We start from the raw sequence: 23,296 nt of genomic DNA, 5'->3' as shown, positions 1-23,296 counted from the left end.
GATCAATTGTAACGGTCCGCGGAAAACAGACCGATATTTACCGAAGGTGCTTGCTCCTGCAGTGTCTCGGCCAGTAATTTACCTGTTGCGGGTGCCAGGCTAAGCCCCATCATGCCGTGTCCTGTAGCTACTGCCAAATTACTGTACTTAGCTGTGCGACCTATATACGGTAATCCATCAGGCGAGCATGGCCTGAAACCATACCAAATATCTTTCTGCTCCGGAATGGCTGGTTTAAACTGCGGGAAGTATTTAGGTATTGACTGTACAATACCTTCTACCCTGTTCATGTTAATCTTGTTGTTGAGCTTACCTATTTCCATGGTACCACCAAAACGTATACTGCCATTCATAGGTGTCACAGATACCCTTGCCTCGCAAAGCAGTGATGGAATGCTCATGCGCTGTTTAGGCTCAGGCAGCATAAATGAATATCCTTTACCTGGCATTAACGGCACCTTAATACCTGCCAGCTTACCCAATGCTGCCGACCACGACCCGCCGGCTAAAACATATTTATCGGCAGTAAACGTGTTATTGCCGCTATTTACCGATGTAATTTTACCGTTCTGGTGTTTAACCTCTGTAATGGTGGTGTTGCGGTGAATGATTACGCCTGAGTTTTCAAGAAGCTTTACCAACCCTTCCATCAGCTTATTAGGATAAAGGTGCGCATCGCAGTGATAGAGGACGGCACCCAATACATCCATTTCAACTTCCGGCTGCAATGCACGGCATTCATCTGCAGATAAATATTGAGCATCTAAGCCCAGCTTTTGAGCTTTCTCGGCTGTATGCCGTTCTTCATCCTCAAATTTAGCTGTCTTAAAAAGCATCATAATGCCTTTATCCTCAAGTCCGAAATTAAAACCTGCTTCTGCATCAAACTCCTGATAAAGCTTTTTGCTTAGAAGAGACAAGTCACGCAACGCTTCAGCAGATCGCTCCACATGCTTTTTATTTGCTGCCTTTAGAAACTTTAATCCCCAGCCTATCAACGCAGGGTCCAACGAGGGCTTTACGTAGAACGGGCTTTTACTATCAAACATCCAGCGAATCCCCTGCTCTACCATGCCTGGTGCAGCAAGCGGCACAAAGTGGCTGGGTACGATCATCCCGGCGTTGCCATAAGAGGCATTATCGGCCAGATCGCCCTGTTCTAAAACCTCTACCTGCCACCCGGCCTTATTGAGATAATATGCTGAAAAAAGTCCGATTATACCGCCACCAATTATTATTGCTTTCATGCGTTTGTCCCGCCTCGGAACCACTTTGTTTATCTATTTAAATTCTTGCTCTATGATGTGATGTGATAACTATATTACCTGGAAACCGAATGCATACGGATCATCTTCATCATCAATTTTGATCGTGTTGTATCCATATACCTTGGCCCACCCTTCTATCCCGGGTACAATTGCCGGTTTACCACCTAAAGTCACTTCATCTTCTACTGTACCAATAAACTGACTGCCAATGATACTCTCATGAATGAACTGATCTCCTTTCTTTAAATTACCTTTTGCATGCCATTGAGCCATACGGGCCGATGTTCCCGTACCGCATGGTGAACGGTCAATTGCTTTGTCGCCATAAAAAACCGCGTTACGTGCTGTAGCTTCGGGAGAAATGGTTTTGCCTGCCCATAACAAATGCGTGCAGGTGTTAATAGTTGGGTTCTCCGGGTGAACAAAAGTGTACTTCTCATTGATCCGCTGACGCAGTACCCGGCTCCACGATATTAACTGATCTGCAGTGTAGTTCTCCAACCCCGGGAAATTCTCCTGCGGATCAACAATCGCGTAGAAATTGCCTCCGTAGCTAACATCAATGGTTAACATGCCCAGGTCTGGACATTCTATTTCTAACCCTTCCGCTGCCAGGTACGATGGCACATTTACCAACTTAACCGATTTTACCTTTTTACCCTCCTGTTTATAAGAGATCAGCACCAAACCGGCAGGTGCTTCCATACGGATAATACCTGGTGTTTTTGGTGTGATCAGGCCTTCTTCTACGGCAATGGTAATGGTGCCGATTGTGCCATGCCCGCACATAGGCAAACAGCCGCTTGTCTCTATAAAAAGCACGGCAACATCATTTTGTGGATCGTGCGGCGGGTAAAGAATACTTCCACTCATCATGTCGTGCCCGCGGGGTTCGAACATTAATCCCTTGCGTATCCAATCGTATTCGCGCAGGAAATGCTGGCGTTTTTCGCTCATATTAGCACCCTCAAGGTTTGGTCCGCCGCCGGCAACCAGCCTCACAGGATTGCCACAAGTATGGGCATCTATACAGAAAAAGGTTTTATTCATTTTAGAGGGTGATGAAAGCGTATTAATTATTATCGGCTATCTGGTCCATTCATTATTTACCAGCCTCAAAATATTCAGCGGGTTGTTGTCCTGTAACTCTTCGGGCAAAAGATCATGCTCCCAGTTCTGCCAGCATACAGGCCGCACAAAACGCTTGATAGCTGCCGTACCTACAGAAGTGAAGCGACTATCTGACGTAGAAGGGAACGGGCCACCATGTTGTATAGCGTTACCCACCTCCACACCCGTAGGCGGACCATTAAGTATCACCCTGCCTGCAAGTTTTGCAAGTTTATTTGTTATGCTTTTGTAACTCGCCAGTTCTTCTTTCTCGGCCATAATAGAAGCCGTTAACTGGCCTTGCAAAGAATCTACTATTTGCTCCAACTGTGCTGCATTATCAGCCACAACCAACATGGTGTATGGGCCGAAAACCTCTTCTTTAAACTTGTCGTTAGCCAGGAAAGCCGACGCACTTATCTCTGTTGCCAGCGGAGTGCCTTGGTTTGATTTTTCAGCATCAACCTTATTTGACTTTACCAAAACGCTTACTGCATCATCGGCCAGCACTCCGTTGGTCAGCTTACAAAAGTTCTGGTAAATACCTGGTGTAAGCATTGTTGATGAACCGATCTCGGTAATTGCAGAAGCAAGTTGTGTTTTAAAGTTGTCCAGTGCCTGCGACTTTATAGCCAGCAGTAACCCTGGTTGTGTACAAAACTGACCTGCGTTGTTTGTTATTGCTGCTGATAGTTTAGCCAGTTCAGCTGTGCGGTTTTCCAAGGCTTTCGGAAGTAGAAGTATTGGATTGATGCTGCCCATTTCAGCAAAAACCGGGATAGGTTCTTCACGTTCCTGCGCCATTTTCACCAACGCCATTCCACCTTTAAAAGAACCTGTAAAGGTTGCGATCTTGGTTTTAGGATGCTTAACCAATGCTTCGCCAATAACATATCCGTCATCATACAAGTGAGAGAACACCCCTTCTGGTAGGCCGTTAGCTTCGGCAGCTTTTCTTACGGCTTCTGCAACCAGCGCGCTTGTACCCGGGTGTGCAGGATGGGCTTTTACCACCACCGGGCAACCAGATGCCAAAGCAGAACAAGTATCACCACCGGCAACAGAAAATGCCATAGGAAAATTACTGGCACCAAATACCACTGCGGGCCCTATCGGCACCATCATTTTACGGATATCTGCACGGGGCAAAGGCTGCCTGTCTGGTATAGCGGTATCAATTACGGCTTCTACCCAACTGCCTTCTTCTAACAAATCGGCGTACATGTTAAGTTGGCCGGTAGTACGGCCCCGCTCGCCTTGCAGCCGCTGAGCAGGCAAACCACTTTCCGCCATAGCCTGTTCTATCAGCTGATCACCAAGATTATCAATTTCTTGTGCAATGCTGCGCAGGAAAGCAGCCTTTATGGCACCGCTTTTTAAACTATATATTTCAAATGCTTCTGCAGCCAATTGCATAGCTTTATCAACATCTGCTAAACTTGCGGCATTAAATTCTGCATCTAACTCCAAACCGCTGGCCGGGTTTATTGCCCTAAATGCCTTGCCGCCTTTAACATGCTGGTAACCTACTAAATTTCTTGTCTCCATTATTAACTAACGCCTGTAACGTCCACTTCTTCTTCAACACCCCAACTATCGCGCGGTAACTCCGGGCGATTTTGAACTGCAGTTGTTATTATGTTTAATACCTTCTCTCTTTCTGCACCAGTAATTGCGAGGCGTGGTAAACGTACGGTCTCGGTGCCCAAGCCTGTAACAGTTTCTGCAAGCTTAATGTACTGTACCAACTTTGGATGAATATCCAGTTCCAGCACAGGCAAAAACCAGCGGTAAATAGCAAGTGCCTCCTGCATACGTTCTGCTTTCGCAAGGCGGTAAATTGCAACAGTTTCTTTAGGAAATGCATCTACCAAACCGGCAACCCATCCATCTGCTCCCATAAACAAGCTTTCCAGGGCAAGCGTATCTACTCCGGTAAGTATTGCGAACCGATTGCCAAAACGATTGATCATGCGGGTAACATTGCTTACGTCGCGCGTGGACTCTTTCACTGCTTGTATATTAGGATATTGGGAAAGTTCCTCAAACATATCCAACGTAACTTCTATCTTATAGTCGTACGGGTTATTGTAGATCATGATAGGCAGGTGCGTGCTTTTGGCAACATCTGCATAATACTTGGTGGTCTCGGTATCGTCTGCTTTATAACGTAGCGGCGGCAGCATCATTAAACCGTCGGCTCCATAACTTTCCGCGTCTTTAGCACATTGTATAGCAGCCTTAGTTGTTTGCTCTGCAATGTTTAATACTACGTAAATACGCTTGTCAACCAACTTTACGGCATGCTCTAGCAAGCTTAGTTTTTCCTCGTTGGTGAGTACGCTTGCTTCACCAAGCGAACCGCCGATAACAATGCCCTGTATACCTGCATCTATCTGGGCTTCGATGTTTTTATCGAATGCATCGAAATCAAGTTCGTCATTTTCGGTAAACTTGGTTGTTACCGCAGGGAAAACCCCTTTCCATTGTATGCTCATATTGTTTGTTGTGTTTAAACTAATTGCTAATGTGTATTTATTTCTTTACAGGCTCTACCAGTACTGCGGCACCTAAATCCACGTATTTTACCTGCTGAGGGAACCATACCATCATTTCTCCTTTACCACGGTTTGCCCAAGCATAATAGGGGATGGCTGCCATAGTTTTGGTTTCGGTGCTTACATTTTGCCCGTCTGCGTCAATGTTAACCGCTTTTACTTCACCTTTAAGCACAGTTAAGCCATTAAGCAGTTCTGGCTGATACGTTGGCTCGAAATCCGTTGTTTTCGGGATAATGATGTTGGCTGCCTTGCCTCCATTATCCTTCCACTCGGCACAATACATTAGCGGGCCGCGCTGTAGAGCTATTTTACCTGCATCATCAGGCAGCTTTTCGCTGGCCACCACCCGTTGAACATTCATCGGAAGGGTCATTTCTACCTTATCTCCTTTTTTCCACTTGCGGCTTAATACAGCGTAGCCATGCTCTGTGCTGTAGTTAACAAGCGTTCCGTTCACTCTTATCTCCACCTTTTGATTGGACGGTTGCTGATATGAATAAAGATCTGATGGTATCGCTTGATTTTGCGCCCATCCGGGTATTCGTAGCTTCAGGTTCATGTCCGTTGCCGAAGCCGGGTTGATTATAAAGTTTAGTCCACCATTCCACGGATAGTTATTTTGCTGAGTAATACTCAACGCTTTGTTGTTCACCAACATGTTGCCTGTACCGCTAATAAACAGGTTTACATAAACATCTTTCCCGTTTTGAGCATAAATGTAGCCAGGTACAGATGGTATTAACCTTGCAACATTAGTTGGACAGCAAGAGCAGACAAACCAGCCAGAACGCTCGCGCTCAATATCTGTATGGGTGAAGTTGTCCTGTATCTGCATAGCATTGGTATAAAAGAACGACTTCCCATCTAGCCCTACGCCTGAGACAAGGCCATTGTAGAGGGTCTTCTCCATTACATCAATGTACTTTGAATCGCCATGCAGTAAAAACATCCGTTGGTTCCAGAATACGCTGCCAATTGCAGCACAGGTCTCGTTATATGCAGTACTATTAGGTAGCTCGTAGTTACCACCAAAGCGTTCGCCATCGCCTACCGCGCCGATGCTCCCTTGTACATACATTTTTTTACCAACCATGTTGTCCCATATTTTATCTATGGCAGCAAGATATTGCTTATCTCCCGTGAGCGCGGCTACATCAGCCATGCCCGAGTACAGATACATGGCGCGAACCGCATGTCCTTCAGCTTCATCCTGCAGTATTACAGGTTTGTCATCCTGGTAATAAGTACCATTCTCCCAAACATTTTTGCTCTTCTTGTTATACTCCTTTTTGCCGCGCTCATCTATGAAAAATTTAGCCAGCTCCAGGTACTCCTTTTTTCCTGTAATGCGGTATAAGCGCACCAGCCCCATTTCTACTATCTCATGACCGGGCGCTACGTGGCGTTTACCCGGACCAAAAGTTTGAACCAGCAGGTCGGCGTTGCGCAAAGCAATGTTCAGAAAATTGCGTTTACCTGTTGCCATGAAGTGTGCTGCAGCACCTTCGTACATATGGCCGGCATTATATAGCTCGTGACTGTTCTCCTGCTCTTTTTCCCAACGTTCTTTACCTATCCATGGTCCGGCATGCAATGGGTCTATCGTGCGTGCGGTATATAAATATCCATCCGGTTCCTGGGCCTTACCTACAATGGTAATAAGAGAGTCCAGGTAACATTCCAGTTTTTTATCGGGATGAACGGCAAGCGAATAAGATGCGCCTTCTATTGTTTTGTAGATATCTGTGTCGTCAAAGGGGTAGGTTGTACAAAACTTGCCGCTGCGCGCCGCAGCCATTTCGAAGTTCTTAACTCTACCAGTGGCTTTACACCGCTCGAATGATGCAGGGATGGTAACCGTTCTATTTGTCTCTATGCGCGATGTCCAAAAACGGTCAGCCAGTTTCACTTTAGTAAATGCTACAGGCTGAATTGGGTAATCCTGCTTTTGTGCCGTAGCAGTTAAGCTGGCACAAGTAAGCAGTAGAAAGCAAACCTTTATCATAGTGTTGAATCGTTTGATGAGACGGAATGTAAATCTAATCAAAACTATGTTTTAAAATCGTGCGAGGATAAATGATTTTTAGCTGATATTAACCATATTTTACCTTCCTAATTATATACCACACAATATACAAGATAAAATTTAACAACTATCAACTATTTATAAATTACATAGTACTTTGTATTGCATAATACTATATGAATTATTAACTTTGCTTAAATTAACTAACATGAACACTTTAAATCGAATTTTATGAAAAAGTTATTATTACTATTCTCGTTTGTATTTGCAGCAAGTGCGGCAAGTTTTGCACAGTGTGATAAACCAGTCACATTCCACTCATCGACTACCAATTACTTGAACGACAAAGGAGAAATAGAGAAGTCTAAGGACGAGGAGACCGTCATTAAACTTTCTAAAACAGAGGTTAGCATTGCCCCCGGCGATCATACCATGACAGGCGCAGTTACCGATTATGTTTGTAATTGGACTGTTCCTTTTAAAGAAGGTAAAACCACTTTCAAATCCTTACTGGCAGACAACGACCGTGAAATGCATGCCACCATTATTATTGAAGGTAAAGGAGGCAAGGTGACATTGACATTTACCGTGGATGAAATGCCGGGCAAGAAGATACAGGTGACAGCAGATAAATTTGAATAGCGCGCATAACAATTATGTAAGATTGCTGTAACATTTAGCTGTTAAAAAACTCTTATTTTTATAACGACAAATAACTAATCAATATGAAAAAGAAGATCTTTACTACAGTATTATTATCATGCTTAGGTGTTATAGTGGCTGTTGCTGCCGTATTTGCAAGCCTTGACGGAAAATGGGGCGGCGTTATTGCAACACCAGACGGCAACACTATAAATGTGAGCTACGACTTTAAAGTTGATGGCGAGAAACTTACCGGAACCGCAGTATCGCCCATGGGTGATGTAAAACTAGAGAACGGAAAAATAAAAGGTGATGCCTTTAGCTTTTCGGTAAATGTTAACGGAACCGATTACCCACACACTGGAAAAGCTTACGCGGATTCATGTGCAATGGACATTGATTTTGGTGGAAGCTCATCGCACTTTGTTGTGAAACGCGTAAAGTAAATTCCTTTAAAGCAATAAAAGCCCTGCCTTACAAGGCGGGGCTTTTCGTTTGATGACTGAAACTTAATTTAATAGAAGCATGTTAATAGTGCAAGTATTACCTTTGCCCCCGCATGCTGCAACGTATAACTGCATACTTACTTATATTTTCGCTTGTTACGGTGAACTTTACCCGCTTATTTATATACGCGGGGTTTGAGCTTAACCGGAACTATATTGCCGAAAAGCTTTGCGAAAACCGGGATAAACCCTGGATGAATTGCAACGGTAAGTGCTACTTCATGAAAAAGATTAAGCAGGCAGAGCAGAACAAAAACGCAGAGGAGAAGCAGGCTCAAAAGAACCTTTTCCAGGAAGCAGCTTTCCACAAAACTGCCGATGTTAGTTTTCATCCTATACTTTTAGCAGTTATCCTGCATCCATTCGCAAACTCCACTGCCCTGGAGCGTACAAACACCATCTTTCAGCCACCACGGCAATCATAAAACAACTACAAAATAATTAATTACTGCTGCGTCTTATAAGCGCAAGCATAGCAACGCGTATCAACTTGCGTGGTGTTAGTTTTTACCTGCCCGGTATGCTGCCGGTGCACATATATGTTTTATGAAACGCTTTTACCTCCTCTATATACTTTTTTACTTTCTTTTCTCTGCCGCCGCTATGGCGCAAAATAACGTACACGGAACCGTTACCAACGCACGTACTCACGAGCCACTTCCCGCTGTAATGATCAGCAATGGGGATGGCTCTCAAAACCTGGGGCAAACCGATAGGTATGGGCGCTTCTCTGTAAATGGAAGCGGCGCTACCACCCTCCGTTTTACCATTGTTGGGTATACATCCAAATTTTACACTATTGCAAATAGCAACGATATTAATATAGCTCTCGAGCCCTCTACCGTGAACCTGCAACAGGTGGTAGTTTCTGCCAGTCGCGAAAGACAGGCAAGGCAGGACGCACCTATTGCGATCAGCAAGATAAATTCTACGCAGATACATGACACTAAAGCTACCATGCTTTATCAGCTGCTGAATAAAACACCCGGCGTTTACATGGTAGATCTGGGGAACGAACAGCATACGATGGCCATAAGGCAGCCAATTACCTACAATGCCTTATATCTGTATATGGAGGATGGCCTGCCTATCCGCCCAACAGGGATATTCAACCACAACTCACTTTATGAGATAAACATGAGCGGCATCCGCGACATTGAAGTAATTAAAGGCCCTGCATCCTCTCTGTACGGAAGTAACGCTATAGGTGGCGCCGTGAACTTTATTACACAAGGCGCACCTTCCGGCTATGCAGCCAACGTCTCTGTCCAGGGTGACAATTACCATTACCGTAGGGTAGATGCTGATGGTGGTTTTAACTCCGGCATGTTTGGTTTATACGCCGGCGGATACGTTGCACACCAAACCAATGGCTGGCAGGACTACACCGATTTTGATAAGTATTCGGCAAACATAAAAACCACATACGATTTCAACAACGCTACCAAACTGACGGTCGCAGCCACATACAATTACCTGAATACCCAAACGCCCGGCACTTTGGACAGTGCACACTTTTACAGCCGAAGCTACGGCTCTAACCAGCGCTTTACTTATCGCAAGGTAGAGGCATTTAGGGCCAATGCACGCCTTGAGCATAGCTGGAATGATAAAAGTAATACCTTCTTAACAGCCTTTTACAGGAACAACTCAACAGCGCAATTGCCAAGCTACTTTATTTCTGATGTGCGGGATGCCGGCGGAAACTACATCAGTTCAAACGGACAGGTAAATGATCAAAGTTTTCACAGCCTGGGTTTGCTGGCTCAGCACCGTACCGACTTTAGTTTTCTTCGTTCTAGGCTGATTGTAGGAGCTTACTTAGATAACAGCCCGAGCAGCTACTATGCACAGTTTTTGGACATTCAGAAGGATGTCGCAAACAACTACTATACCGGCTTCAGCAATACCGGCCGCTTTATAGATGATTACCGTATTAAACTGTTTAACACCGCTGCCTACACCCAATATGAGATACGCCCAACCGATGCACTCAGGCTAGTAATGGGGTTGCGGTATGATCGTATCCACTACAACTTTACCAATAACCTACCCGCAAGTGACACTAAATACAAGCAGCACGAGGTGAATGACTTCAACATCGTAGCGCCGAAACTTGGCCTTACTTACAACTTCGGCAACAATAATGGTATATATGCAAATTACAGCGTCGGCTTTCAACCGCCGGAAACCGGCGACTTATATAGCTCACGCCAGCAGGTGCAATTAAAACAAGCGACATTTAACAACTACGAGGTAGGCGGATGGCTGGCACTGCTAAATAAAAAGATGTACGTAGAGGTAAGCTTGTATGACCTGGAAGGGCGTAACGAGATCATTAACCAGTTGCTGCCTGATAATACTACCCAGAACCAAAACGCCGGGGCAACCCGCCATCGTGGCATCGAATACTCGGTAAACTACGCTCCTATAAATGAACTAAGCTTTCGTTTTAGCGGCACTAACGCCCGGCATACTTATGTAGACTACAGCGAAGTAACCACCAACTACGCCACAGGCGCTAATACGGTTATTGTTTACAACGGTAATCGCATGAATAATGCTCCTGCATGGATAGCTAATACCGAACTTACCTATAAACCAGCGTACCTAAACGGATTCAGAGTGGCCGCGGAGTGGCAGCATATCAATCATTACTTTACTAATCCGGCAAATACAAAAACATACAGTGGGTACAATATCTATAATCTTCGCTTCGGGTATGATGCTAAAGGCGGCCCTCTGAAGGGTGCCGGGATCTGGTTTAATGTTCTAAATTTAACCAACCAGCTTTATGCTACTACAGTTACAAGCAATCAATATGGCGACACCTACAACGCTGTGCCTCCAAGGCTTTATACAATCGGAATAAGTTACTCCATAGCAAAACATTAACATGGCATCAGCAAAACAAAAGTTTTACAAATGGCACCGGATAATTGGCCTGACTGCGCTGATCCCGGTTATATGCTGGACATTAAGCGGCCTTTCACATCCTTTCATGTCTAACTGGTTCAGGCCTTCTATAGCGCAGGAGGTATACAAAGCACCAGCTATCGGCGAAATGTCGTTTGGCCTTTCGCTTCAGCAAATGCTGCACAAAAATGGCATCAACCAGTTCCGAAACTTTGGTATTGTAAAGTTTAATAACCAATGCTATTATCAGGTACTTGGGAAAGACAGCACCCTCAATTATTACGAAGCTAACACCGGCAACTTGCTTACCGGCGGTGATAAACTTTACGCAACCTATTTGGCAAGGTACTTTACACAAGACTCTTCGTCGGCCATTAAAAGCATCACCTTGCAAAAGCAATTCGACAGCGGCTATCAGCCAATAAACCATCTGCTACCTGTATGGAAGGTAAGCTTTGATAATGCGCGTGGCATGGATGTTTATGTGGAAACTAGTCAAAGCCGCATGGGAACGTTCAACAACAATACGCGTAAAGTGATGCTGAAAGTTTTTGAGCAGCTGCATACATGGCAGTTCCTGGCAAGTATCGGGGGCGAACAGTTTCGAATAATTGTGTTACTGACTGTGGTCAGCATCTTGTTTATGGCTTTATTAAGCGGACTCGTGGTTTATGGTTTTTTTTGGAAACAGTTTAAAGCTGTTACCGAAAAAAGAAAAGAACACGGCCGTGAGGACAAGAGGTTTGTTCATCGCTTTCACCGACAGTGGGGACTTATAGTTTCATTTGTGATGTTCACTTTTTTATTCAGCGGGGCTTTTCACTTATACGTTAAACTACATAACAACAACCCGGCACATAAATCCTACACACAACTGATAAATAGTGAAGATCTTAAACTGTCTTCTCTGCAGATACCCGTAACAGACAGTACTGTAAAGAAAATTGGCATTGTAATTTTCAACCACAAACCATATTATCAGGTAACAAACAACCAAAAAAATGTACTGTACTTCGATAGCGCTACAGGAGACGAATTGAAAGATGGCGATGTACTGTATGCTCAATCACTTGCTGACTTTTACCATTCTGACAAGAGTGCCGTTCCAAATGCCACGGTAACCCAAATACGCCAATTTGATAATGAATATGGTTTCATAAACAAAAGGCTGCCCGTACAAAAGGTAGCTTATGCAAATGGCGAAAACTGGTATATAGAAACGACAACTGCCCAACTCGCCACTAAAGTTGGCGGCTTAGACCGTACGGAAGGCTTTTCTTTCATAATTTTACATAAATACTTCGGTATGACCTGGGCCGGTAAAAACGCCCGCGACATCGTAAGCATGCTGGCCGCTTTAGGTGTGCTGGTAGTGTCGCTGTTCGGTTTTGCCGCATTTATCAAAGACAAATAGTATCATGAAGGTCCTTTTTACATCAATTGCATTTAGCCTTATCATCATGCTTGGTGCATGCAATAACACTACTAATAAAGATGCTAAAGCTACAGAAGCGGCTAAGCCAAAAGGCAAATACTATTGCACAATGCACCCGGATATCACGTCAGATAAACCGGGTACATGCTCAAAATGCGGCATGGACCTGGTGGAGAGGGATACCACTGCCAAATAACTGTGTTTTATTATGACGTTTTACTAACTGTGTACAACTGGGGTACTACTATCTTTACTTAAATATATTGATATCATTATGAAAGTTGAGATTTGGAGCGACGTGATGTGCCCGTTCTGCTATATTGGCAAGCGAAGGTTTGAGCAAGCATTGCAGTTGTTTGCCGGCAAGGACCAGGTGGAAGTGGAATGGAAAAGCTATCAGCTGAATCCGGACATGAAAACCGACACTTCAGTTAATATTAGCCAATATCTTGCAGATGCTAAAGGCTGGACGCTGGACTACGCCAGGAATATGAATGACCATGTTACCAAAATGGCAGCGGAGGTTGGCTTGACCTATGACTTTGATCGTGCGGTAGTAGCTAATAGCTTCAACGCGCATCGTTTTAGCCACTACGCAAAGTCCGAAGGATTGGGTGATGCTACAGAAGAAGCTTTGTTCGAAGCCTACTTTACGCTGGCCAAGAACATCGATGACAAGGACGCTCTTGCAGATATAGGTGAGCATATGGGACTGAACCGCGACGAAGTACTGGCTGTATTAGCAACAGATGCCTACACAGACGACGTTAAAAGGGACATAGCAGAAGCAGGATATCTGGGCATACAGGGCGTTCCATTTTTTGTAATGAATGGCAAGTATGCAGTGTCTGGCGCGCAAGCCGTTCCGGTATTTACACAAACATTAGAAACAGCTTTTAGCGAGTGGTCAGCTGCGGAGGGGAATTCTTTGCTAAAGACAGCGAACGGACCGGCCTGCGGGCCAGATGGCGATTGCTAAAGAGCAGCTTCAACAGTTGAGAACATTGATATAATAACATTATTACATTTACAGAGTAATATTTTATTTATCTTTATACCTCTAAAATTTAGACTGTTAAGCTCAAATATGAAGAAACTTTACTACTTCACAATTATCATATTATTCCTAACATCAGCTATCAGCAGCTGTAAATTAGATGCACCTGTTTATCCGGATGGCACCGGTGTTGGAACAACGGCGCCTGGTGGAACAACAACAACTCCTGGAGGCGGAAGCACGCCTGGTGGAACAACGAACCCTGGAGGCGGAAGCCCCCCCGGCGGAACAACGAACCCTGGAGGCGGAAGCCCCCCCGGCGGGATCACTCCCACCAAAAGTGCTGGTACCTTAAGTTACAATTATGATGGTGTTAAAAAAACTTGTACATTCTCAGGTTTTCAGGTGATTACCCCAGACATGGGCGTTACTGACGGTAATATACAAGTTCTCGGTAGCTTTGGCGGCACAACAGGTATTAGTTTTAGTTGCAGCGGCTACCAAGCTGGTACCTACAAAATAGACATTGGTGTTGAAGGTTTTTCTTTAGGCGAGGGAACGGCAACGTTTACCACTGTTAGTGTAGACAAAACCGGAGTAAAAGGCTCCCTTAAAGGTACTTTCAGCTTTGATGCCACTGACTTCACAACAGGCGATGTGCATCACATCACCAATGGAGTATTTGATCTTAAGCAATAAAGGATTCAACTGTAAACCTTAACTATGCTTTACAGTTATTAAGTGTAATTTCGTTTACTAAGATGCAAGTGCTACATTTGCACCTTAGTGTAACTTTTACACCAACCGATTAAGATGCCGGAGACACCCGCTTCAACATACAATTATTCAAAAACAACCTTGCGGGCTGCAGTGGCTGCTATGTTTTTTATGGCAGGGCTTTGCTTTGCAAGCTGGGCATCGCGTATAGCAACTATACAGCAAACACTCGACCTTTCCGATGCAGCACTTGGCGGCGTATTATTTGCAATACCGGTTGGCCTGATGTGCTCGCTCCCATTTTCAGGGTGGATCATCACCAAAATAGGCAGTCGTAATTTACTTCTCTCTTCTATTGTATTATACGCTGTAATGCTGGTTACACTTGGGTTAGCACAAAACACTTTTCAACTAATTTGCTGCTTGTTGTTATTTGGCTTCAGCAGCAATGCGGTAAACATATCTGTGAATACGCAGGCCGTGGCTGCTGAGGAATTGTACCAGCGCCCAATTTTGGCATCTTTCCATGGGCTATGGAGCCTGGCTGGTTTTACAGGTGCCGCTATCGGCACGGTGATGATTGGTAAACAAATTATCCCTTTGCATCACTTTGCCATCATATTAGCCATTATTGCAGTGGCCGTTATTATAAGTTCCGGATATTTAAAAAACGATAAAACACCAAATGCAGGCCCGGCCTTCGTAATGCCCGATAACTCTCTAATAAAACTCGGCGCTATTGCATTCTGTTCAATGATATGCGAAGGGGCTATGTTCGACTGGAGCGTTATTTACTTTAAAAAAGTAGTTTTAGCAACCGGTGCATGGATGGGTGCAGGATATACCGCCTTTATGCTTACTATGGCCTGCGGCAGGTTTATAGCAGACTGGTTCGCACATAAGTTCGGCCTCAAACGCACCTTGCAACTCAGTGGTACTTTAACAGCTACAGGGCTGCTAGTTGCTGTGTTCTTTCCGCAACTCTATACTGCCTTGCTTGGCTTTTTGCTGGTTGGCGCCGGTGTATCGTCGGTAGTACCTATGGTTTACAGTGCTGCGGGTAAATCTAAAACCATGCAGCCCGGCGTAGCCCTTGCAGCCGTCTCTACAATCGGGTTCCTTGGCTTCCTGGTGGGTCCGCCTCTAATTGGCTTTGTGGCCGGCATTGCAACACTGCGCGCTTCCTTTTCCATTATAGCCATGATGGGTGCTTGCGTGGTAATCATCTCCACGAAAGCACGTATCTAACCATTATTCAGGTCGGTATCATTAGGGTTAAGTACGTACTCAAAATTTTCGTAACCGTTATGAAAATGAAATTTGAGCCGCTGTTTTGGCACTTCTATATCTAACGATATTGCCGCCAATGTTTGCGGCAGATTGTCCCTTACTAATTTCAGGTCAGTAATACGTGGCATTTCTATATTGATGCCATCATCTACCACTTCAATTTTCCAATCTTTTAAGTTTGCTGCAGTCAAAACGTCTATCCATTTCTGCTGATACGGGTTCATAAGCTAAAGTTTTATGTTCCCTAAAAACATGCGCATCCATATTAAGTTTTAACAACGGCTTCTCTCTTATACTTTAGCGTTGTTAGCAGCAGAGCAGTTGCAGGTAAGTCTAAAATAATGAGGCTACTCCAATTACAGCTATATTGCGTGTTATAGTCTTCTCTTTGTAAAATAGCACCTGCAGCTAAAAACAATTTAGATGGTTGCTCATTCTATATCTTGTATAAATTATACCTTTGCCCCCTCTCATGAGCTCTATTAAAAGTACAATGAATGCACGCCCTTCCCGCTTTAGCAGGACAAAAGAAAGCATAACCGGCTTTTTCCTGATGCTGCACAGGGTCTGGGCATTTTTAATACGCTTTTTTAAAGAGGTATGGCTTCCGCCTTACGAGTTTAAAGAAGTTGTACGCCAATGCTATGAGGTAGGTGTACGCTCCTTTACCCTAATATCACTTACCGGCTTTATAGTTGGGGTTATCTTTACTAAACAAAGCCGCCCTTCACTTACAGATTTTGGTGCTACTTCCTGGCTGCCTTCTTTAGTTTCCATAGCCATCATGAAAGCCCTTGCACCGTTGGTAACCGCATTAATTGCCGCAGGCAAGGTAGGGTCCAGCATTGGTGCCGAGCTTGGTTCTATGAGGGTTACGGAACAGATAGATGCAATGGAAGTATCCGGTACTAAACCGTTTAAATTCCTGGTTTGTACACGCGTAATTGCTACAACCATTACTATACCCCTGCTTGCAACATACACCGCAATAATAGCCCTTTTAGGAGGCTATCTTAATGTTAGTCAAAACGAAGGAACAAGCTATGCCACCTTTATGGAGCAGGCTTTTGAACCGCTTACATTTGTAGACTTTTGGGCGTCGCTGTCAAAAGCTATTGTATTTGGCTTTACTATAGGTATTGTAGGCTGCTACCAGGGTTACAATTCTACAAAAGGTACCGAGGGTGTAGGCAAGGCAGCAAACGGTGCAGTTGTTACCGCAATGTTCCTGGTGTTTATTGAAGAAGTATTGATAGTGCAAATAGCCGGTTGGTTCCGTTAATTATGGAAAAGAAACAGGTAAATATCGATAAGAACAACGAAGTTGTTAAAATACGCGGACTGGAAAAGTCTTTTGCGGACTATGACGTGCTTCGTGGCATTGATCTTGACCTTTACCAGGGAGAAAACCTGGTGGTCTTAGGTCGTTCCGGCACGGGTAAATCTGTATTGATAAAGCTCATTTCCGGTTTGCTTAGGCCAGATGCTGGAAGCATAGAAGTACTTGGCCAGGATGTGGTAAACATCAGCGACAGAGAGTTAGAGGCCTTACGCATCAGGATTGGCTTTTCTTTTCAGAACAGCGCCTTATATGATAGTATGACGGTGCGCAAAAATCTGGAATTTCCATTGGTTCGCAATCGCAAAGGCATAACACGCCAGGAAATAAACACCAGTGTAGAACGCGTGCTGGATGCTGTAGGTTTATCGCAAACCATAAATCAAATGCCGTCGGAATTATCCGGTGGCCAGCGTAAACGTATAGGTATTGCGCGTACGCTCATTCTTAACCCGGAAATAATGATGTATGATGAGCCAACAGCCGGGTTGGATCCCATAACGTGTATCGAGATAAATGACTTGATAAACGAGGTTCAACAGAACTTTCATACGTCATCTATCATTATAACGCATGACCTTACCTGCGCAAAGCAAACCGGAGACCGGATAGCAATGCTGCTGGACGGGCAGTTTCAGCGGGTGGGCACTTTTGACGAAGTGTTTGCTACTGAAGATACGCGCGTTAAACCTTTTTACGACTACAATTTTATTGAATAATATTATCACCATTATAATATGGATGCATCAGAAAACAGGAGATCAATTATAGTAGGCGTATTCGTATTGCTCGGTGTGGCAGTATTTGTAATAGGTATACTTACCCTCGGCGGTCAAAATAAAAGCTTTGTAAAAAGCATACGCATCAGTGCGATTTTTCAAGACGTAGCGGGATTAAAAAAAGGCAACAACGTTTGGTTCTCAGGCGTAAAGGTTGGTACAATTAAAAGCATTCGCTTTACAGGCAACGCGCAGGTAGATGTTGACATGAGCGTAGACGCGTCAACACAACAATATATCCACCGCAACGCGGTTGCACGTATCAGCAGCGACGGTTTGATAGGTAATAAGATAATTGTAATTGATGGCGGCAGCCCGCAGGCCCCAATAGTGCAGGACGGTGATATTCTTCAGGCAGAAAAACTGTTGTCAACAGACGATATCATGAAAACGCTGCAGAAAAACAACGAAAACCTGCTTGCAATTACTACAGATTTTAAAACGCTTGGTCACCAGATTTTAGCGGGCAAAGGTACTGTTGGAGCGTTATTAGCCGACAGCAGCATGGGCATGCAACTACGTGCTGCCATGCGTAACCTGCAAACCACTACTTCTACTGCTTCAAAAATGGCCAATCAGCTTAATGCTTTTAGCCAAAAAATGAATACTAAAGGCGGCTTGGCTGATAAGCTGTTAACCGATACAGTGGCTTACAACCGGATACAAGAATCTGTAGCTAAGCTTAAAGAAGCTGCAAATAATGCTACTATCTTAACCAACAATTTGAATAAAGCCAGCAATAAGCTCAATAGCAATGATAATATCTTGGGTGTGCTGCTGAACGATCCTAACGGAGCAAAACAGGTACGAAGCACCATCAATTACCTGCAGCAAAGCTCTATTAAATTAAACGACGACCTGGAAGCCGTACAACACAACTTTTTACTGCGTGGCTTTTTCAAGAAAAAAGAAAAAGCTAAACAGGACAGTTTAAAGGGTAAAATGTAAATCTACCCGCGTCAGTTACCCAGCGGTTGTGGTTTACGCTTGTCGGGAGAGAGCTCCTGAAACTTCTTGTAACTCGTGTTTAAGTAGTTTAGCAGATTAAACTCTTCATTGGTAAAAACTTTTACAGTTGGAGTATACAGATTAATAAAGTTGTCCAGTTCCTCCCCTTTTAGTGGCACATACCTGGAGATGATTTGAGGGGTAAACACCGCATTAATACGATCCACTACTTCAAACTCATGCAGCTTTTTTTCCAGTTTAGCTCTATCCCGCTCAGGTTTCTTCCAGTAGAACAATCGGAAAGTAAGCCCGCCATCTAATCTGCCTTTAGCATCACGGTGGTAACGTACCGTTTCATTCTGCAATAGCGGGTCGGATGACAATATCTTCTTAACCTCCGTTGTTACAACATTAACCTGGTTGAGCTGAATTTGCTGGGGCTCTAAAAACACTTCTGTGTTGCTTAACTTGATCACCAACAAAGTATCTGTTTGATAAGCAAAGGCTTTAAATAAAACCAGATCCCCAACTTTGGCCGGCAAGTTAAAGTTGCCGTTCTTGTCTGATAATGTGTTCTGTTTATTCCTGAGGTTTTCTATCCATACATTTGAAAGGCCAATCCTGGTATTATTTTCTAATACCCTACCTTTAAACTGCGCCTTCGTTACCAGGCTAAACAGACACAAACAAGCTACAAATAAGCACTTCAGCATAGGTTAAAACTAGTGTTTTTCGTAATTCGTGATGGACTATGGCCTTTAATTTAACTAAATTTAACAACCGGAGCACATGAATTTAAACCTGCTTAAGTAGCATATATGCTAGGCGAAAGTTTTTTAACTGAACTATTATGCTTTATATGTACATTTATGGTCTATTGATATCAGTCCCCCGTTATTAATATCTGATCCCATTGAAACCGCAGTTAAAATCTACAAGTGCTTCGCCGCTGACAGCAGTACCTACCAAGCAAGGTTTGTACAATAGCTATGCAGACATGTTACTTGGCTACATTTATGAAGTAGTAAAAAGCAAATCTGTAGCTGAACAATACCTGGTGGAGATATTTAACGAACTGAACTTTGCAGACATAGCGGCCATTACCAAACCAGGCGTTAACACGTATTGCCGACTACAGCAACTCGCCCGAAATAAAGTGGCTGCTTTTACTTCATCAAAGGCAGACGATACCTCAAAAAGTACCGTTGTTATGAGAAACCGTTTTACGGATTTAATGACAGCCGAGCAGCAGCAGGTATTTTGCGGAGTGCATTACCATGGTAAAACTATCTCGAAATTATCCTTAGAATTAAAAAAACCGGAAGACGAAATAAAACGTATTCTGAAACAGTCGTTTATATTAATCAGGAATCAACGGAATGATACAGCAACAGTACATAGATAGTGGCATTTTAGAAGCCTATGTTACGGGCTCGGCCACTGAAGCCGAAGTACAGGAGCTGCTGTACATGAAAGCCAAGTATCCGGAGGTAAACTTTGCACTTCAGCAATTGGAACTAGATATGGAGCACATTGCCCGGCAAATGGCCTTATCGCCGCCTGAAAGTACCTGGGACAAGATCTCCGACACGATAGACGAACTAATATTACGCCCGGAGCTTGATCCTGAGCAGTTTAAGACCGACCGAGAAGACAACAATCACCGCAATTTTAACCACCACAGCGGACCACATTTTATAGAGGTAGAGTCGGAGTCGAGCCATATGAAGCTTCACAAGAGCTGGAAATGGGTTTTTGCCGCTGTATTTGTACTGGGTAAGATATTTCTTGGCTGTGCTATTTACTTTTACCTGGAAAACAGGCAGGCTCAGCAGCAGATCAACGAGCTGAAGACCGAACTTAGGCAGTTCAAGAAATAAGGGCTTGTAACTGTAACACGAAAAGGTGTTACACCTGTTACACTTTTTCCTGCCGAAAAACACTTATTTAACTGACAATAAATGCGTTAACAAAAAACCATGTTACAGTTTTGAAATGGTGATACAGTTTACAAAAATTAGCTGATTAGTTAATTTACTGATTATCAATTGGTAAACAATTATTGCTTAACGTGGTTTAAAATCGTGTTACAGCAGTTTTGCTGATTATATTTACACCATGCTCAGCGTTCCAAAACCTTCAAAAACCACATTTTTTGACAACCCCGTACAGACTACAACATTCCGGTTGATTGGTGCCGCAATTGTTGCACCTGTTTCGCATCACTCCTGTGTTCGCTTCGCGCATGCGGTTATTATAATATTAACATTAATGTAAACCTTTTTAGCAACGCAAAGTTATCAAAGCAAGAAAGGAGCATTATCTCATGGCAGATTCATCATCAAAGAAAGACACAGCTAAAAGCAGCGGCACTATGCCGGCATCTAACAAAAGCCAGGAAATTAAAACCGAAGGCCCCATCAGCGAAAAAGATGAGGTGAAACACGCCGAGCAGGAAATGAGCAAAGCGGCTAAAAAGAATAAGTAACAGCAACAGTTAATCCTGCAGCAGCATATTTACATTGTTTAGCGCTGCTGCTATGCTGTCTACCAGGCTTTGTTCGGTAAAAGGTTTCAGCACTACACCGTTCATGCCCACCGCCAGGTATTTGTCGCGATCCTCTTTCATTACGTTGGCGGTAAGCGCCAGGATAGGTACGCTGCTTTTTTCTTCGCTGCCGTTTGTCCTTATCATCTGGCATAGTTCTATACCACCCATCTCAGGCATCTCAATGTCTGTTAGTACAACATCGTACGCGCCGTCTTCAAACAACTGCAAGGCCTCACGCCCGTCATAAGCAACATCATAAGTTATGTTCCACTTTTTTAATATGGTGCCTACCAGCAATACATTTAGCTTGTTATCGTCCGCTATAAGCACATGTTTGCCTGCAACCATTTCATGTTGCTCCATCAGGTTAATATGGGTATGCTGCTGTATACAGGCGTCGGCAGTACTAACTTCCATAGGCAGCTTAAAACTAAAAATGCTTCCCCTGTTTACCTGGCTGGTTACTTTAATTGAACCGCCCTGCAGTTCAATTATCTTTTTACAAATGGCCAGCCCCAAACCAGTACCCGGTGTATGGGCCACCCTTTGTGCAGATTTTACCTGCGAAAACTCGTCGAAAATGTAAGGCATGTGCTCTTTATCAATACCTACACCAGTATCCTTAACCATCACGTTCAGCACGCATTGGCCAGGCTTTTCGCTGTCGGTAACAAAAGCCCTTACAGTAACCGAGCCTTTAGCTGTAAATTTAATGGAGTTGCCCACCAGGTTCATTACCACCTGCTTAAACCGGTGTACATCGCCCTTTACACATACATCCTGCTTAAAATCTATTTGCTTTCTTAATGCCAGCCCTTTTTTGCCGGCCTGTACGCGCAAACTGGTAATTACATCCTCTATGGCTTCATGTGGATGAAATGGTTCCGCCTCAAAGCTCATTTTTCCGGTTTCGTATTTGCTAAAGTCCAGTATCTCGTTTACCACTTCCAGCAGCATTTTTGACGAACTGCGTATGGCGCGGGTTTGCTCGTGCTGGGCATCGGTAAGTTCGCTCTGGCTCAACTGTTCAGCAAAGCCTACTATCGAGTTCAACGGCGTACGTATCTCATGGCTCATATTGGCCATAAAACGGCTTTTGGCCTGCGCGTGCACTTCTGCCTTTTCCGTGTAGGTAACCAGGTCTTCCTCGTTACGGAATATCTTCCAGATATTGTATAAGATTACCACAACCAGGGTGGTCAGCAGCAGGAACATCATCCCCGCAAGGCGCCTGAACTCGTATAGCACATTGGCCACATTACTCTTCAATGCCGACTTGCTTCCCGCCAAATATTTTTGCTCTACAATTTTATATTTGCGCAGGCTGGTTACCACCTGGCTTATCAATTCGCTGTTCAGCTCCAGTATTTCCTTCTCGTTTTTGCGCAGCTTACTGCTAGCTGTATACAACCGGGCATAGTTATGCTTTACAACCGGTGTAACTACCTTGGTGGTGGCGGGTGTAATAACCGTTATAGTTGTATCAGTAGTACGTTTTACTACTACCGGCGCAGCGGCAGCCTGTACAGGCTGTTGTTGCTTGTCTTTACCGCCAAACAGCCGCGCTAAAAATTTTTTACGCTTAACTGGCTGCTGCGCTACCACAGCTGGTTTAATGGTATCTATATGTACAACGGTTTTCACCCGCCTTGTCAGCTTAGGCGCAACCTGTACACGCACCGGCTTTGCAGGCGCGGTATTATGTTCCTGTTGCAGCAAGCTGTCTGTTAGCCCCATTAGCTTTATGTAATTCTCTGTTTTTATTGATTTTTGACTAATGAGTTTAGATAGCTTACCCACATCCGCAATGGTTTCGGCATTGTTGCTGCGGCGGGCAATGGTATCCAATATGGTTTGTACCGATCGCAGCTGCTTTGCCAACTGACTGGCGTATTGCTTTTTGCCGGTAAGCGCGTACATGCGGCTGCTGTTATCCGCATTGTAAATCTCAATAATAGAGCTGTCTATCAGGGCCGAGTTCTCGCGCGAGGAGATCAGCTTTTGCACCATCACGCGGGTTTGCTCGGCCTTGTTGTAATGGAGGTATAAATAAAAGGCACTGCCAAATAGTACTACAATAAGCATTACAATAAGGCCATAGCGCATCAGGGGGATTCTTTTTGCACCGGATATCATATAGTATATTGAGGTTGGTTGATGTTGATCATTTAATAAAGGCTCCCAATTGCCCATACACCGGGTGCAATGCCA

23 protein-coding genes are annotated in these 23,296 nt (G+C 44.1%); 15 read left to right on the top strand and 8 right to left on the bottom strand.

Annotated elements, in window-relative coordinates; all coding sequences use genetic code 11:
• Positions 1-2: 2 nt before the first annotated feature.
• From DYU05_RS14500 to DYU05_RS14480, 5 genes are all read right to left on the bottom strand, one after another.
• Positions 3-1,247 carry an NAD(P)/FAD-dependent oxidoreductase gene (locus DYU05_RS14500; RefSeq protein ID WP_117383818.1) on the bottom strand — a complete coding sequence of 415 codons (1,245 nt, stop codon included), beginning with the start codon at positions 1,245-1,247 and terminating at the stop codon, positions 3-5.
• Between the two features lie 69 nt (positions 1,248-1,316).
• Positions 1,317-2,318 carry a 4-hydroxyproline epimerase gene (locus DYU05_RS14495; protein WP_117383817.1) on the bottom strand — a complete coding sequence of 334 codons (1,002 nt, stop codon included), beginning with the start codon at positions 2,316-2,318 and terminating at the stop codon, positions 1,317-1,319.
• A gap of 36 nt (positions 2,319-2,354) precedes the next feature.
• A complete protein-coding gene (locus tag DYU05_RS14490) occupies positions 2,355-3,926 on the bottom strand; it encodes an aldehyde dehydrogenase (NADP(+)) (RefSeq protein WP_117383816.1) in 1,572 nt (523 codons plus the stop codon).
• Positions 3,927-3,928: 2 nt separating this feature from the next.
• Positions 3,929-4,876, bottom strand: a complete 948-nt coding sequence (locus tag DYU05_RS14485) for a dihydrodipicolinate synthase family protein (RefSeq protein WP_117383815.1) — start codon at positions 4,874-4,876, stop codon at positions 3,929-3,931.
• 37 nt (positions 4,877-4,913) lie between these two features.
• Positions 4,914-6,944: a glycoside hydrolase family 127 protein gene (locus tag DYU05_RS14480; RefSeq protein ID WP_117383814.1), complete on the bottom strand. Its 2,031-nt coding sequence runs from the start codon at positions 6,942-6,944 to the stop codon at positions 4,914-4,916.
• A 252-nt stretch (positions 6,945-7,196) separates the two neighbouring features.
• Between DYU05_RS14480 and DYU05_RS14475 the strand changes: the two genes are divergently transcribed.
• The 9 genes from DYU05_RS14475 (at position 7,197) to DYU05_RS14435 (ending at position 15,426) form a co-directional block, all read left to right on the top strand.
• Complete coding sequence (locus tag DYU05_RS14475; RefSeq protein ID WP_117383813.1) at positions 7,197-7,607, top strand: hypothetical protein; 411 nt, start codon at positions 7,197-7,199, stop codon at positions 7,605-7,607.
• Between the two features lie 83 nt (positions 7,608-7,690).
• Positions 7,691-8,053, top strand: coding sequence for a glycoside hydrolase (locus tag DYU05_RS14470; protein WP_117383812.1), 363 nt, complete (start codon positions 7,691-7,693; stop codon positions 8,051-8,053).
• A 113-nt stretch (positions 8,054-8,166) separates the two neighbouring features.
• Positions 8,167-8,538: a hypothetical protein gene (locus tag DYU05_RS14465; RefSeq protein ID WP_117383811.1), complete on the top strand. Its 372-nt coding sequence runs from the start codon at positions 8,167-8,169 to the stop codon at positions 8,536-8,538.
• 121 nt (positions 8,539-8,659) lie between these two features.
• Positions 8,660-11,008, top strand: coding sequence for a TonB-dependent receptor (locus DYU05_RS14460; RefSeq protein ID WP_117383810.1), 2,349 nt, complete (start codon positions 8,660-8,662; stop codon positions 11,006-11,008).
• A gap of 1 nt (position 11,009) precedes the next feature.
• The gene (locus DYU05_RS14455; protein ID WP_117383809.1) at positions 11,010-12,443 is read left to right on the top strand and encodes a PepSY domain-containing protein; all 1,434 of its coding nucleotides are present in this window, start codon (positions 11,010-11,012) and stop codon (positions 12,441-12,443) included.
• 4 nt (positions 12,444-12,447) lie between these two features.
• Positions 12,448-12,660: a heavy metal-binding domain-containing protein gene (locus tag DYU05_RS14450; protein ID WP_117383808.1), complete on the top strand. Its 213-nt coding sequence runs from the start codon at positions 12,448-12,450 to the stop codon at positions 12,658-12,660.
• Positions 12,661-12,738: 78 nt separating this feature from the next.
• Positions 12,739-13,443 carry a DsbA family oxidoreductase gene (locus DYU05_RS14445; protein ID WP_117383807.1) on the top strand — a complete coding sequence of 235 codons (705 nt, stop codon included), beginning with the start codon at positions 12,739-12,741 and terminating at the stop codon, positions 13,441-13,443.
• Positions 13,444-13,551: 108 nt separating this feature from the next.
• On the top strand, positions 13,552-14,160 hold the full coding sequence (locus tag DYU05_RS14440) for a hypothetical protein (RefSeq protein WP_117383806.1): 609 nt from the start codon (positions 13,552-13,554) through the stop codon (positions 14,158-14,160).
• Between the two features lie 114 nt (positions 14,161-14,274).
• On the top strand, positions 14,275-15,426 hold the full coding sequence (locus tag DYU05_RS14435) for an MFS transporter (RefSeq protein ID WP_117383805.1): 1,152 nt from the start codon (positions 14,275-14,277) through the stop codon (positions 15,424-15,426).
• On the opposite strand, the gene DYU05_RS14430 is transcribed toward DYU05_RS14435, so the two are convergent.
• Complete coding sequence (locus tag DYU05_RS14430; RefSeq protein ID WP_117383804.1) at positions 15,423-15,692, bottom strand: hypothetical protein; 270 nt, start codon at positions 15,690-15,692, stop codon at positions 15,423-15,425. The genes DYU05_RS14435 and DYU05_RS14430 overlap by 4 nt on opposite strands.
• A 329-nt stretch (positions 15,693-16,021) precedes the next feature.
• On the opposite strand from DYU05_RS14430, the gene DYU05_RS14425 reads away from it, so the two are divergent.
• Genes DYU05_RS14425 through DYU05_RS14415 form a run of 3 tightly spaced genes read left to right on the top strand, consistent with a single transcriptional unit; the run spans position 16,022 to position 18,534 of the window.
• The gene (locus DYU05_RS14425) at positions 16,022-16,750 is read left to right on the top strand and encodes an MlaE family ABC transporter permease (RefSeq protein WP_235854032.1); all 729 of its coding nucleotides are present in this window, start codon (positions 16,022-16,024) and stop codon (positions 16,748-16,750) included.
• A 2-nt stretch (positions 16,751-16,752) separates the two neighbouring features.
• On the top strand, positions 16,753-17,526 hold the full coding sequence (locus DYU05_RS14420; protein WP_117383802.1) for an ABC transporter ATP-binding protein: 774 nt from the start codon (positions 16,753-16,755) through the stop codon (positions 17,524-17,526).
• Positions 17,527-17,544: 18 nt separating this feature from the next.
• Positions 17,545-18,534 carry an MlaD family protein gene (locus DYU05_RS14415; RefSeq protein ID WP_117383801.1) on the top strand — a complete coding sequence of 330 codons (990 nt, stop codon included), beginning with the start codon at positions 17,545-17,547 and terminating at the stop codon, positions 18,532-18,534.
• Positions 18,535-18,545: 11 nt separating this feature from the next.
• Here the strand turns inward: DYU05_RS14415 and DYU05_RS14410 are convergent, their stop codons facing one another.
• Complete coding sequence (locus DYU05_RS14410) at positions 18,546-19,247, bottom strand: hypothetical protein (RefSeq protein WP_117383800.1); 702 nt, start codon at positions 19,245-19,247, stop codon at positions 18,546-18,548.
• Between the two features lie 200 nt (positions 19,248-19,447).
• On the opposite strand from DYU05_RS14410, the gene DYU05_RS14405 reads away from it, so the two are divergent.
• The 3 genes from DYU05_RS14405 (at position 19,448) to DYU05_RS21160 (ending at position 21,022) form a co-directional block, all read left to right on the top strand.
• Positions 19,448-19,939 carry a hypothetical protein gene (locus DYU05_RS14405; protein WP_117383799.1) on the top strand — a complete coding sequence of 164 codons (492 nt, stop codon included), beginning with the start codon at positions 19,448-19,450 and terminating at the stop codon, positions 19,937-19,939.
• A complete protein-coding gene (locus tag DYU05_RS14400) occupies positions 19,914-20,414 on the top strand; it encodes a hypothetical protein (protein WP_117383798.1) in 501 nt (166 codons plus the stop codon). Before DYU05_RS14405 ends, DYU05_RS14400 begins: the two co-directional genes overlap by 26 nt.
• A 446-nt stretch (positions 20,415-20,860) precedes the next feature.
• Entirely contained in the window at positions 20,861-21,022 is a 162-nt protein-coding gene (locus tag DYU05_RS21160; RefSeq protein WP_165852083.1) for a hypothetical protein, read from the top strand.
• A 9-nt stretch (positions 21,023-21,031) separates the two neighbouring features.
• Here DYU05_RS21160 and DYU05_RS14395 read toward each other — a convergent pair whose 3' ends face one another.
• A complete protein-coding gene (locus tag DYU05_RS14395) occupies positions 21,032-23,221 on the bottom strand; it encodes a response regulator (RefSeq protein ID WP_165852082.1) in 2,190 nt (729 codons plus the stop codon).
• Positions 23,222-23,296 lie beyond the last annotated feature (75 nt).

The organism is Mucilaginibacter terrenus, assembly GCF_003432065.1.
GTDB classification, from domain to species: domain Bacteria; phylum Bacteroidota; class Bacteroidia; order Sphingobacteriales; family Sphingobacteriaceae; genus Mucilaginibacter; species Mucilaginibacter terrenus.
The sequence above is the reverse complement of the archived record's forward strand: the minus strand, read 5'-3'. Positions and strand labels throughout refer to the sequence as shown.